General features: G+C 33.1%; 13 protein-coding genes. 2 read left to right on the top strand and 11 right to left on the bottom strand.

The genetic code is table 11. The annotated features are described in order from the left end of the window. Positions 1-483 precede the first annotated feature (483 nt). A complete protein-coding gene (locus NQZ71_RS25010) occupies positions 484-783 on the top strand; it encodes a hypothetical protein (protein ID WP_317011991.1) in 300 nt (99 codons plus the stop codon). 619 nt (positions 784-1,402) lie between these two features. On the opposite strand, the gene fosM is transcribed toward NQZ71_RS25010, so the two are convergent. The 11 genes from fosM to NQZ71_RS24955 all read right to left on the bottom strand — a co-directional run bounded on the left by fosM (position 1,403) and on the right by NQZ71_RS24955 (position 12,191). Then, positions 1,403-1,828 (bottom strand): FosM family fosfomycin resistance protein, encoded by a 426-nt coding sequence (fosM, locus tag NQZ71_RS25005; protein ID WP_317011990.1) that lies wholly within the window; start codon positions 1,826-1,828, stop codon positions 1,403-1,405. 260 nt (positions 1,829-2,088) lie between these two features. Next, entirely contained in the window at positions 2,089-2,508 is a 420-nt protein-coding gene (locus tag NQZ71_RS25000; protein WP_317011989.1) for a GNAT family N-acetyltransferase, read from the bottom strand. Next, positions 2,480-2,623 carry a GNAT family N-acetyltransferase gene (locus NQZ71_RS24995; RefSeq protein WP_317011988.1) on the bottom strand — a complete coding sequence of 48 codons (144 nt, stop codon included), beginning with the start codon at positions 2,621-2,623 and terminating at the stop codon, positions 2,480-2,482. Before NQZ71_RS24995 ends, NQZ71_RS25000 begins: the two co-directional genes overlap by 29 nt. A gap of 349 nt (positions 2,624-2,972) precedes the next feature. Beyond that, positions 2,973-3,371 carry a cytidine deaminase gene (locus NQZ71_RS24990; RefSeq protein ID WP_127739428.1) on the bottom strand — a complete coding sequence of 133 codons (399 nt, stop codon included), beginning with the start codon at positions 3,369-3,371 and terminating at the stop codon, positions 2,973-2,975. 550 nt (positions 3,372-3,921) lie between these two features. Beyond that, positions 3,922-4,749: a sugar phosphate isomerase/epimerase family protein gene (locus tag NQZ71_RS24985; RefSeq protein WP_144455315.1), complete on the bottom strand. Its 828-nt coding sequence runs from the start codon at positions 4,747-4,749 to the stop codon at positions 3,922-3,924. A gap of 22 nt (positions 4,750-4,771) precedes the next feature. Next, on the bottom strand, positions 4,772-5,668 hold the full coding sequence (gene iolE / locus NQZ71_RS24980; RefSeq protein WP_275008721.1) for a myo-inosose-2 dehydratase: 897 nt from the start codon (positions 5,666-5,668) through the stop codon (positions 4,772-4,774). Then, complete coding sequence (locus NQZ71_RS24975; RefSeq protein ID WP_317011986.1) at positions 5,655-7,019, bottom strand: sugar porter family MFS transporter; 1,365 nt, start codon at positions 7,017-7,019, stop codon at positions 5,655-5,657. The genes iolE and NQZ71_RS24975 overlap by 14 nt, the downstream gene beginning before the upstream one ends. 145 nt (positions 7,020-7,164) lie before the next feature. Further along, positions 7,165-8,187: a LacI family DNA-binding transcriptional regulator gene (locus NQZ71_RS24970; RefSeq protein WP_144455321.1), complete on the bottom strand. Its 1,023-nt coding sequence runs from the start codon at positions 8,185-8,187 to the stop codon at positions 7,165-7,167. Positions 8,188-8,281: 94 nt separating this feature from the next. Then, positions 8,282-9,298, bottom strand: a complete 1,017-nt coding sequence (locus tag NQZ71_RS24965; RefSeq protein ID WP_144455323.1) for a Gfo/Idh/MocA family oxidoreductase — start codon at positions 9,296-9,298, stop codon at positions 8,282-8,284. Positions 9,299-9,865: 567 nt separating this feature from the next. Continuing rightward, on the bottom strand, positions 9,866-10,663 hold the full coding sequence (locus NQZ71_RS24960; RefSeq protein ID WP_260054417.1) for a phosphotransferase: 798 nt from the start codon (positions 10,661-10,663) through the stop codon (positions 9,866-9,868). Between the two features lie 487 nt (positions 10,664-11,150). Then, complete coding sequence (locus NQZ71_RS24955; RefSeq protein ID WP_275008716.1) at positions 11,151-12,191, bottom strand: 2,3-butanediol dehydrogenase; 1,041 nt, start codon at positions 12,189-12,191, stop codon at positions 11,151-11,153. 127 nt (positions 12,192-12,318) lie between these two features. Between NQZ71_RS24955 and NQZ71_RS24950 the strand changes: the two genes are divergently transcribed. Next, the gene (locus NQZ71_RS24950) at positions 12,319-13,221 is read left to right on the top strand and encodes a LysR family transcriptional regulator (protein WP_317011984.1); all 903 of its coding nucleotides are present in this window, start codon (positions 12,319-12,321) and stop codon (positions 13,219-13,221) included. Positions 13,222-13,615 lie beyond the last annotated feature (394 nt).

The following is a 13,615-nucleotide window of genomic DNA, read 5'->3' as shown; positions in this document are numbered from 1 at the left end:
ATAAAAAACCTTACAGTTCAATGATTGTAAGGTTCTTAGTTGTTTTATAAATGAATATTTATTACATACTCTAATTACAGTTAGTAGCAAATAATCTTTAGGTTGAACATTAATGGTGTGGGAACCTGAGTATATTTATACAATGCATTTTGGTTAGCTTAAATTTCCTTCTAGAAAACTAGCTAATCCATATTATCCTCTAAATTCACAGTGTCAGTTATCTAACTCAAGCGCATTAACCTTTTTAATAAACTTTTTTCGATGCCAGTTCATATAATGTTGTTGCTGCTTTGACTTTGCAAGAATGCCAGGAACATCTCGATCTGGAGGTGGTGAAGTACTAATAAAAACTTTTGAAGGGAAAACATTGACTTATTATCCGAAGTCAACAAGTACTGAGAAACCAACATTAAGATATCCAGCAAGTAATGGAAAATCATGGGATAAAATTAGATATGAATAATAAGGAGAGGAGAACAACATATGCACATTGAGAGTCTAAAAATTTGGCAGCCACAAACAAACCTAAACTCTGATCATCCTATTAATATTCTTTTAAAAGGGATAGATAAACATAATGACTATTTTAAAATAATACTGGAAGATTATGATGACAATATTACTGAAATTGTCTATAACCAATTAAACGGGCCTATGGAATATTATGTTTGGTCCTTTAGATACACAACAGAAATCGGAAGATTTGGCTTATATAATTTAGATGTTGATGAATCAAGTTTAAAAGAAAAAGGAAAAGCATACTTTTTTAAAATTAAAAACTAAGAATACATTAATTGGTTTGATAATCAAAATCCCCTTTTCAATAGTTCGACTCATCCAAATTTAGAACATCATGTTTATATTACACGTGATGAAGTAATTGAAGTATTATCAGATTATAATCCATTAGTAATAGCTCTAAATAATTTAGATTGATATTCCTGTAATGAAAACAACTGAGGAAATAGTTATTATATTCTCAGTTGTTTATTACTTAATACCAATTTATACACGCAAATATATTTACTATATATAATTTTCTGCTATAAGCTTTTTTTCATATATTTATAGCTGCGCCTAATCATACTATTGAATAACAATTAAAATAAAGAAAACAAGTATTATAAGGGAAAGACTTAAAAAAAGCCGACTCCTTACTGAGGAGCCCTATTTTTTTCAAAGTTGAAAAATAACGCTCTACAGGAATGCTAACCTGCCACTTTTCTACCATAAGTTAGTTGACATTTATTACAGGAATGCTGCCCTTTTTCTTCCTTAAGCTAGTGTTCAATTATTACAGGAATGCTGCCACGTTTGTTCTATAAGCAAGTACTCACTTAATATAGGATTGCTTCCAGAACAAATAAGAGCAAAAATCTTTATCGGGTTTTTGCTCTTGTTCCTATTCAATAGGAAATTCCATATGTGCTTTCTCTCTTTTATAATAGTCTAGCCTATCTTGTAATGTACCTGTATGAAATTCAAACTTATGTCCATCTGGATCTGTAAAGTATATGGAATTTTCATCCTCTTCGGCTCTTGGACGACCAGAAAGAATATTCACATCCAACTTTTGAAGTTTATGATTAATGTTATCAAAATCAGCTTCTTCTATTGAAAATGCAATATGAGTGTATGACTGAATAATTTCATTCCGTGGAATATCTTTTTCTTCATTTAAAGCTATCCATATACCATCTAAATCAAAATAGGCAGTGCTTCTACCCTTAACCAATAACTTTGCATTAAACACATTTTTATAAAATTCGATTGACTTCTCTAAATTAGACACTGAGAATAAGAAATGATTAAGGCCTTTTACTAACATTGTTTCACCCCACAATGTACTTGTTATTTATATTACAATTTTACCAACCCTTATATTTTAACATATTATCCTTTTAATCCTTCTTCCACTATCTGCCCCATTAGTACCAGAACAATAATGAAGCATTAATCCCCACTGGGTTAACGACCCCATAGTTTAAGTGCATTTTTTCATAAACTCGATTTGAAGTTAAATGATATACTATGTCATAATTTAAGAATATTTAGACACAACTCCTGTTTTGCTTTATAAATAACAATTTATCTTTCAGACTCTAATATCGCATATTCCAATTCGTCTTCCCATGTTATATTGCCACCCTTAACATATTTACACTTTTGTATAAAATGAGCTTCCCTACGCATATTGCATTTTTCTAAAACCCTCCATGAACCAACATTTTTAGGGTTACATAATGCACAAACTCTATGCACATTTAATACATCAAAACTGTAATCAATTAATGCCCGTGTCATTTCTGTTGCATAACCTTTACCCCAACCTTGTTTTAATAACAGCCAACCAATCATTGCTGTATCAGTTTCATAATTTAAGTGGATTCTGGAGCGTCCAATTTTTTCTTGGTCATTTTTTGAAATTACTGCCATTTCAAAATTAACTTGTGGTTTTCCTTCCCAATCACTTACAACTTTATTTAAATGCTTTTGGTCTCTCTGCACTCATGACATCATTGGGCATATATCTCATTATTTCTTCATTAGAATAAAGATTCATAATAATATCCAAGTCGTTCTCATTAAATGGCCGCAGTGTTAATCTTTCTGTTTCAATCATTACAAATACACCTTTCAAATTTGGATTTATCAGTTTAATAATATATTACTTGTATCGCCTAATCCTACTAATGTACATCATTTGATTATTTTGCATAACTTTTTATTAAATTAAAAATTATAGGTTTATATATTCATTGTTGAAGCGTCTTCTCTTGTTTAGAAAAAATCATTCTTGTTTAAAACACAAAACAGTTCAGTTTTACACGATTGCTTTCCCTTCCGAACAATAAAAGCCGATCAACTCTTGTTAATCAGCTCTAGTTAATAGTATCCTCTTTATTTGTTGAAATTAAAAATCATGTTTTGAGATGAAAATAGCAACCATTTTTAAAATAAAAATTTAACTACTACATATCTAAATCCGTGAATGCATATGGTAATAAATCTTTTAATGTTAATTCTAATATATCTTTATTCTTATTTGTTAAATAAACAGGCATATCAGGTAAACAGAATTCTGCAAGGACTTGTCTGCAAATACTACAAGGTGGTAGATAATCTGAAGTATCACCTGCGACAGCTATCGCTTGAAAATCACCTTTTTTATAACCACTTGTTATGGCAGTGAATATAGCTGTTCTCTCCGCACAATTAGTTGCACCTAATGAAACATTTTCCACGTTAACTCCATTAATTACAGTACCATCTTTAAGTAGTAATGCTGCTCCAACTGGAAATTTGGAATAAGGTATATATGCTTTTTCCTTTATATTACGTGCACTTTCCATTAATAGCTCTTTTTTCATTTTATCGATCCCTTTCAAGAATAATGAACTTTTCATCGTTCCCTTTATACCAACCTTTTGATTGGCAGGATTTTCATCATATAATTATTTGAAAAGTTTGTCAATATGATTAATTCCTATACTAATCATAGTAAACCTCTGTCCAACTCCCTCAACAAACAAATACTTTTCGCTTAAATACGCAGTTTCTCGCAAATGAACGGTAACTCCTAAATCAAGCGCTATTCTTCTAAAATTAACGCCATAAAGCGTAATTAATATCACTAATAATGAGTATTCCTTTCTAAATGCAGAAATTCAAAAACTATAAGGCCTTTAAGAAGATGGTTGGTATGTCTCCACAGAAATATAGAGAATAATTTTGGTTGAGTGATATAACGGTAGAGTAGATTTGTAATGCATTTATCAAAATTAACCTAACAAGTAAGTCCTTAGATTCCACCCTATTCTTCATTTTCAAATAGCGATAAAGTTAGCAAGCACAATAAGGCTTAAAACATATCCAAAAATGCTGTCATTACGACAGCATTTTTTCGTTGTATTTGAAGCCTCATTTAGTGTAAATTATTTCATCCCAAGATTTTAATGTTTCAAGTGAAGTTTTATAATAATTGGTTAGCACCTGAAGATAATCTTCTCCCTTTACTGCAGTAAAAGGATTTGGTCCTTCTGCCATCATTTCCATAATAATGGGACCATTATAGTTTATTTCATGTAATGCCTCTATCTGTCCCTTTATATTAGCATGGCCATTCCCTACGGCTTGACGATTGGAGTCAGCCACATGGTAAACACCTAGCTTTCTTCCAGCTTTTTTTATTGCATCAATTGGGTCTGCTTCTTCGATATTCATATGATATGCATCTAGTAGTACAAATAAATTCGGGCTATTAACAGCTTTAATTAGACTTAAAGCTTCTTTGTTTGTGATAATTTGATGGTTCTCATAGCGGTTCAATACCTCAAATACTACTTCGATATTTAAAGCTTCTGCTTTGCTCATCAATGTTTTTGTACTATCGACTAGAAGATGCCAATCGATTTCATTATCCCCAGATCCTGCTGTTTTACCTACATCTCCATGTAAACAAATTCTCTTTGCCCCTAGCTCACTCGCCCAACTCAATAAATCTAAGAAATATTGGACTGCCTTTAATCTTACTCCTTCATTTACGCTAGAAATATCGACATTATCAGGTGTAACAGATAAAATCTTTAATTTATAAGTGCTCAATATATTGGCCAGTTCGTTTGGGTTTTGTGTTAAATCTCCTTGAACCTCTACTCCCTCTACACCAATCTCTTTTGCGATTTTACATTTTTCCTCAACAGAAATATCTCCAAATGACCATAAACATAAACCAAAATCTCTACTCATTTTAATTCCTCCAGTGATTAATTTATATTTGAATAAGTTGCTTTATAAACCGCCTAGCGTTTAAAGCGTTTTCAAAAGGGTTCGCAATTGCAGGATTTTGTTCAGCCTCTACTATAAACCAACCTTCATACCCTATATTATTTAGCTCCTTCAAAATGCTTTCGAAATCAAGCATTCCATCTCCTGGTACCGTGAAACAACCCTCTAAAACCGATTTTCTGAATCCGAATCCTTTATCTACTGCTTCCTTCATTTTTTCCTTGCGAATATCCTTTAAGTGTATATGACCAATTCTTTTTCCAAATGCTTTTGCAGCCTCTTTCGGATCCTCATTTGAAAACATAAAATGTCCTGTGTCAAAACATAAGGAAACATAGTCCGGGTTTGTATTTTCCAATAAGCGTTTTGTTTCGCCAACCGTTTGAACAATGGTAGCCATGTGATGGTGATAGCATAAAGTAAAGCCTCTATCCTTTGCGATTTTTCCGAGTTTATCCAATCCTGTACATAGCAATTCCCATTCTTCATCTGTTGCAATTGGCTTATTTTCACCAAACATAGATTGTTCTGAAGCAAAAAGACAATGAGTTAATTCACAAATATTAATTTTTGTCGCTTCTACCTTTTCTAAAAAGTCCAATGTCTTGATAAATTCTCGTTCATTCTCTTCATAAGAGGTTGAACAAAGATAGGAACTAAACCACTGACTTGCTATTTGAATACCCCTAATTTTTAATAACTTCTTCAATATAACGGAATCTTCTGGAAATTTTACACCAACTTCTGTTCCTTCAAATCCAGCAAGTGCTATTTCACTTATACACTGTTCAAAGGTATTATCACTACCAAGTTCAGGCATATCATCATTACTCCACCCGATTGGGGATATTCCTAAACGTATATTTTTATGCTCGAACATTTCTGTCTTCTCCCTCTAGTTTGTAGTTTTTAGATGTAATTTCTTCTTCAATTTCTTCTAGTGTTTTCCCTTTTGTTTCTGGAACAAATTTATAGACAAAGAGAAAAGCTAATATACCTATTGCAGCATATAGGAGGAATAGAATGCTAGATCCTAAACTTGATAACAATACCGGAAACGATAATGAAACAACAATATTTGCTAACCATAAGCTTGTGCTTGCAAAACCAATTGCAGTTCCTCTTATTTTCAATGGGAATATTTCACCTAAAACAACCCATACGACCATTCCCCAACTCGCTGAATACGCTACCATAAATAAACATAAACAACCTAATAATAACCAGCTCGGTGCTTGAAATAACCATGTACTAATCCCTAATATACCAAGGGCAATAGACATACCAATATTTCCAATAAGCATTAACAGCCTGCGACCTATTTTATCAATCAATATCGTTCCGATTATTGTGAATAATACATTAACAATACCTATTCCAATAGTTCCAGCAATGGCGCTTGATGACCCCATCCCAGAATCAGCTAAAATAGTAGGAGTGTAATATATGATCGTGTTTGTTCCGATTATTTGCTGAAATATGGCTACCCCTATTCCAATGAAGAGAATTGGGCGCATTAAAGGAGAAAATAGTTCAGAGAAAGGTACCTTTCCTTCTGGCTTTAATTCATTTACATTCTTTATTTCTTCATCGATTTTCTTAGCGTCTCTAGTTAATAGTAATACACTTCGCGCTTCCTCTTCTCTTCCTTTATGCAATAACCAGCGTGGACTTTCTGGCATAAAAAACATACCTAGCATTAATAGAAGAGAAGGTACAACGGCTAATAATAGCATCCAATCCCAAGAACCAGATGAAGCAAACACAAAATTAACAAGATATGCCATTAGAATTCCTATTGAATTCATTAGTGTATTTAACGAGGCCACTCTACCCCTAATTGCCGCCGGAGCCATTTCGGATAAATACAAGGGAACTATTGCGGATGCGCCCCCTACAGCAACCCCTAATTCAATTCGAAACAGTATTAACATTTCTACATTCTTTGCCAGTCCTGTTCCAACTGCTCCGATAGAAAAAAGCACACCTAACCATATAATGGCCTTTTTCCGTCCGACACGATCTGCAAAAGGCCCGCAAAGTGCCGCTCCTAATAAAGCTCCGATTAAAACGCCACTTACCACTAACCCTTCCATAAATGGTGTTAATCCTAAATCTTCCTTTATAAAAAGTAAGGCACCTGAAATTACTCCGGTATCATACCCAAATAATAATCCACCTAAAGCTCCAAAAAAATAGATTAAATTAATATAAGCCTTTTTTGATTTCATATTAATCCCCCTAAGTTTAATGGAAAGGGAGATAGCTTATTCGTATATGTTTCTATCTATCTCCCTTTTCCGATGAGAAGAACAGACTTAAAGCTATTTTCTAGGTGTCATTTTTTCTAAAGATGTTAATTGGATATAAGATTTCCTATGGTTTAACATAAGGAGATGTCGAATCACGGGTGATTAAATACGGTGACAGCGTAATTCGCTGTGTAACCTTTTTTCTTCCATCTTGATTTTGATTAGTAATTTCATCGACAAGCAAATCTATCACTTTAGCTCCCATTTCTTCTATTGGTTGAGCTATCGTTGTTAATGCTGGATCACTAAGTTTAGCTAACATGCTGTTATCAAACCCTATAAGAGACAACTGTGTAGGCACCTGTAAATTTAGTAATCTAGCCGCTTGTAACACCCCAAAAGCCAGCATCTCTGTTGAGACAAAAATAGCAGTTGGTCTTTTTTCAGTATCCTTTAATAATTCTAAACACACTTTTCTGCACTCATTTAAGTTAAGGGAACTATATAAGATGGGTAAATCATCAATAGCTATCCCTGAAATTTGTATCCCTTCTTTAAAACCATCGACACGTTTTTTTATGGAAGGAATATTTATGTCTTCTGCAATCATTGCTACCTTTTTATGCCCTAAGTTTGTTAAGTGAACCGCAGCATCATATCCACCCTGAAAATCATCTACCACCACCGTATGAACTGGTAAATAAGGTACATCTCTAGAAAGCATAGCTACTGGCATATCACTTTCTATTAATTCTCGGATTGCTTGACTACCTCTCAAGCCTGTCGCAACTATTATGCCATCTACATATTTTTGTTTAAGCATAGAAATATATTCTTCTTCTTTAGTAGAATCATTATCAGTGCTGCAAATAATGACACTAAATCCATGTTTTCTCCCACTATCCTCGATTGCCCTAGTAATTTCAGCCATAAACGGATTAGAGATGTCAGGGATTAATACACCAATTGTTTTTAATGCCTTTTTAGCAGATAGAACTAGACTTGGTTGATACCGCAACTCGTCAATAACATCCCAAATTTTCTTTTTGGTTTTATCACTGATACTACCTGTATCATTTAGAACTTTAGATACAGTAGATATAGATACATTAGCTTTTTTTGCAACATCATATATAGTTGGTTTCATAAGAAAATTCACCTTTTTCTCAAGTTTATACTTTCAAGTATAAACCAACCAACATACACTTATCAGGGAAAAAACGCTATTTGTGATAAGGAAATTAAATTAACACACCATTTTCAATTTTAACTGGTTTATTTAGTTTATAAGATTCTATACAAGCGCGGGCTATTAATAATGCCGAACGGGCATCTTCTCCGTTAGCCGCTGTCGGCTTATTCGTTTTAACTGCGTTTACAAAAGATTTCAACTCAGCTACATAAGCTTCAAAGAGTAAGTCTTGGTCATAGCGGCAAGTATCGTAACTTACACCCTCTTTTGTGTATCTAGTCATATTTGACTCACGAATACTACCCATTTGCAACATTCCCTCAGAACCAAAAACCTCTCCACGCACATCATATCCATATACAGCCTGAAAATTTGCTTCAGCGATTCCAATGGCACCATTATTAAATCGAATACTTACCACCGCAGTATCAAGTAAGCCATTTTCTTTAAAATCAGGTCTTACTAATGCGTCTGCCATTACGAATACTTCAATCGGTTTTGCACCAGGATTTAAAAATAATAATGTATCAAAATCATGAATGAGTGTTTCTAAGAAAATCGTCCATTCTGGAATATTTGGGTTACCCAAAGCAGGATCTCTAGTTATAGAGCGTAATAGTTGAGGCGTTCCTATCTTGCCAGCAACAATTTCTTCATGAGCACTTTTAAATCCTTTTGAAAAACGGCGGTTAAAACCAACCTGTAAAGGCACTTTCATTTCCTGAACAACCTTCAATACTCTGTCCGCTTCTTCTAATGTTATGGCCATTGGTTTTTCACAGAAAACAGCTTTTCCGTTTCTTGCAGCAGCAATCACATTATCTGCATGTGTTCTTGCTGGAGAAGCAATAATGACTGCATCAACATTAGGATCCTTCATCATTTCAAGAGGATCTGTATAAGTCTTAATATTTGAACCTAGTTTATCAGCTAAGCCTTCAGCAGCACCAGGATACGGATCCGCGATTGCATATAACCTAGTTTCTGGAATTCTTGTTGCGATACTTTCCCCATGAAAAGCCCCCATTCGCCCTGCACCCAATAAACCTACATTTAATATACCCATTTCTCCCACTCCTTATTAAGAAAGTACTTTTCTTCCAAAACACATAAAAATAATGATAAATAAGTGTTTTTATAAAAATAACTTCCTATTTTTTAAATATTAAGGAAAGCTCTTTCCTTAATTAATTTCCATTGTAACCCCTTTCAGTTTATTAATCAAACTATTTCGATAACTATATTTATTTTTTTAAAAAGTTAGTAATGTTACTGATATTAATAAAGCTCATATATTTATCCTTACAGCAGCTAGTTTTCATTAGCTATGTATTAAGACACCTTTTTAAAGTAAACAATTCCTCCTTTATCTGACTTAATTAACAAGCAATTATCTTAAAATACGCAGCTTTACTTATGTACCGAGCAATGTTCCTTTTCAGAGTGATTTTTAATCTAACAAAAAAACGTCTAATCCCATATATACTTAAGGGCTTAGACGTTTTAACTGTAAGGGAATTTAAGCGTTTATATTAATTATTGCAGTCTATTTTTCTACTAATTCATAAAAAAAAGCTAAGGGATTGCTAATGGAAGCAATCCCTTAATAAACTAATTCCATTCTCACTTAACTTTAAATCCACTCTTTTCCATGCTCATGAATAAATTGAAGTTCCTTTTGATAGTGCTCAAGTTGCCCTTCATCCAGCATCTTTTGAAAAGCAATATCTCCTTCTTCTGCTTTTTTAATCATATATTTACATAATCCTTCAACTCTTAGAATCACCATTTCTAAAAAGTCCTTATCCATATTTTCAACACCGTAGCATTCAAAAAATAATTTAACTCTTTGTTTAATACGATCAGCATCTTTAAGGGGATTATAATGTACTGCCTCACCCTTCTCGGTATGCCAAAGTCTGCTTAAAGGAACACAGGTGTAAAGAGTATAAGCTATATCCCAAAGTCTTGGACCAGGAGCTGCAACGTCAAAATCAATAATCCCAACTGGTCTTTCATTATTAAAAATAATGTTGTACACAGCAAAGTCATTATGGCATACAACTTCTATTTTTTTTGGAGTATTTTCCATTGGTTTCCATTCATTTAATAAAGAGAAATCACTCACAGCATCATGATAAAGACGGAGCATATTCGCTATTTCTTTTAATACATTATCAGACCACATATATTTTTTTAGAGGATAATTACCTGCTTCCCCTTCAATATACGTTAATATCTCTCTATTTTTCTCATCAATTCCTAAGAACCTTGGTGCATAATCAAAACCTTTATTTTCAAGATGCTTCAATACTTTATGAATTTTTTCACTACCTGGCTTTAAATCTCGCCGAACCGTATTTCCAGAGCGATATACGTCTGAGATATTCCCACCCGTTAGCACTTCTTCCTTTTCGTACTCATTTGTCATATTAATCCCCCCACAAAAATAGGGACTTCAATCATTGTGTCAATAGAGATGTATTTTTACCCATAATAAAAACAGATATACAAAGGTATCTGTCTAGGTAATGGGATTTTATTGTCCACACCATATGAATCCCTTGAATGATTACTGGTAGATAAACAAACGTATCCTTACTTAAGAGATAAGTATCTCATTTTGTCTTTATCACAATAACTAATCATTTTAAAGATCTCTCCACATGGGTAATATGGATTCCCCTTTCTTTACATCTCTAATGTGAATTTTACCAAATACACCCGCAAATAGAAAGGGTTTTCATTATTTTGTGTATTTTATATAAAAATTCGTCATATAAAACTACCACTAAGTAAGTCCCTTTCTTAAATAGAAAGAGACTTACTTTTAAGTTTTGCCGAATTCTATTCTTCCACTAAACTACTTCCAGGATTTTGACATAAGAACGGCTCTCTCAGGGAGACTTCCCTATATTTTACTTTGTTGGTCGCACTAATATTTTCGCTTGTTTTTTATCATTAATCAATGCTTCAAAACCACTTTCAACTATATCTTCCAAATTAATTTTTTTTGTGATAACTCCTTTAACATCTAAACGGCCTGTAGAAATCATATCGATTACTTCAGGGAAAACATGTCTATAAGCAAGTCTTGATGTTACATTTGCGCCTTTATACAATAGTTGCCCCATATCTATAGCAACTGGGTTTCCAAATACAGCTATCGCCATTACTTGTCCACCTTGTTTTACTGAAGCCACTGCATTGGTCATTGTCTGTTGTACTCCTGCACATTCATAAGCAACACTAACTCCGCCATTTGTCAATTCAAGGATTTGTTGAACAATATCATCACGCAAACCACTAATGACGGTAGTAGCTCCTAATTCTTTAGCTTTTTCCAGACGTTCCTCAGATATGTCTACAACAATAATCTTTGTTGCTCCTGCAGCTTTTACAGACAATAATGTTAACAAACCAATTGGACCAGCACCAAAAATAGCTACAGAGTCCCCTGGTTTCAAGTCACTTTCTCTAACTGCATAAAATGAAACAGCTGTTGGTTCAACTAATGCACCTTCTTCAAAAGAAACATTTTCAGGCAGCTCATGAACCATATTTTCATCAACTACTACATATTCAGCAAAACCACCATCCTGATTTAATCCGACAAACCCCACCATGCTGCATTGATTATAATAACCTCTTTTGCATGCGTAGCATTCACCACAATAAATAAGTGGTTCAATAGCAACTCTTTCACCCACTTTATGACTCTTTACATCATCAGAAACCTCCACAATTGTACCAGAGAATTCATGTCCTAGTGTGATTGGAGGTGACTGTTTAGAAATTGGGTGTGGCTCTGGAGATTGGCCGTGTGCATATGCATGAAGGTCACTCCCACATATTCCTCCCCATTCAACCTTCACTTTTACTTGACCTGATGAAACAATTGGTTCTTGCACCATTTCTATTCGAAGATCTTGACTTCCATATAATCTAGCTGCTTTCATTTTATAGTCTCCTTTTTTATCATTTTATAAATGTAAGTGCCTACAAAAATAATTATAACAATTTGAATACTTACGCAAAAGTTAATATAATTAATGATGTTATAAGTATTACTTAAGGGATGATTACATGAACATAGAACAGTTAACCTATATAGTGGAAGTTGCAAAAGTAAAATCATTAGCAGGAGCAGCAAAAACATTAAATATTAGTCAATCTGCTTTAAGTCAAGCAATTACTAAATTTGAGGCTGAACTAGACATTAAAATATTTAATCGCACTAGATCAGGTACTGTACCAACAAAAGAAGGGGATCTCTTAATAGCAAAATCTCAAAAGGCATTAAAAGCGATCTATCAGATTGAAGACGAAGCAAAACAAATTAATCATTTAAATGATTTACTACGTATAACAGTTATTCCTGGTTTAATTGGTCCAATAGTTGATTCTTATCTAGATTTTAAAAAAAATGACTCAACCTTAAAAATTGAGATTAATGAGAAATCAAGTATGGATATCATTGCAGATTTAAAAAATGACAAAATTGATATTGGATTTATCGCCATCAACAAAAAAAATATGGATGCAGTTACCGGATTTCAATTCACTCCGGTTACAAAAGGGAAACTGTTAGTCTTCGCTTCAAAAGATTCAGCTATAGCTAAAACAAAGGAAATTATTAAACCTAATGTGCTTAAAGAGCAATTATTTGTATTATATAAAGATGAATATGTACATAGCTTTATATCAGATTTCCACCGCTTATATGGACCTATTAATATTTTTCTTAAAACTACAGATACACAAATAATTACCAATACTATTATAAAACTCGGCGCTATAACTATTGGGCATGACATTTCAGCTGAATTTAATCAAAACTTTCCATATAAAGACGAAATCATTGCTTTAGAAACTGAAGATTTTTTTGACACATCTTTCACCTTTGGTTGGATTAAAAAATACGACAATAAGCTTGCAAGAGAAGCAAACTTATTTATTGAAAAGGTTAGCAATATACTAATTAAATAAAGGGGATATTATATTTCAATTTATCCTCTCTTTTTCTTTATGGTTTACATGAATAATGAGGTCTTACATAGTGACCATCCTTAAAAAAACCTGCTTAAATCAGGTGCTTTAATAGTTAATTATAATCAAACCACTGATTGTCTTACTTTTATAGTGACTATATATAGTCACTATAAACAAACCGTTGATAGTACTGGTTTATTTCGACTAATAATTCTTTTGATTTTCCACATTAAACATGTCAATAATCCTTATAGACCCTTACACTAGTGACTTTATATGCTAAATCACTCCATTTGATTTACAGCTTGATTTTCACAAAAAAAATCCTGTGAGAACAGGATTTTACAGTATGCTTATTTTACTAAAACGGTTGTAATAGCAGGTGAAATTT

The sequence above is a fragment of the Niallia taxi genome (genome assembly GCF_032818155.1).
GTDB lineage: Bacteria > Bacillota > Bacilli > Bacillales > Cytobacillaceae > Niallia > Niallia taxi_A.
Note: the sequence above shows the minus strand (reverse complement) of the source record. Positions and strands in the feature narration are given on the sequence as shown.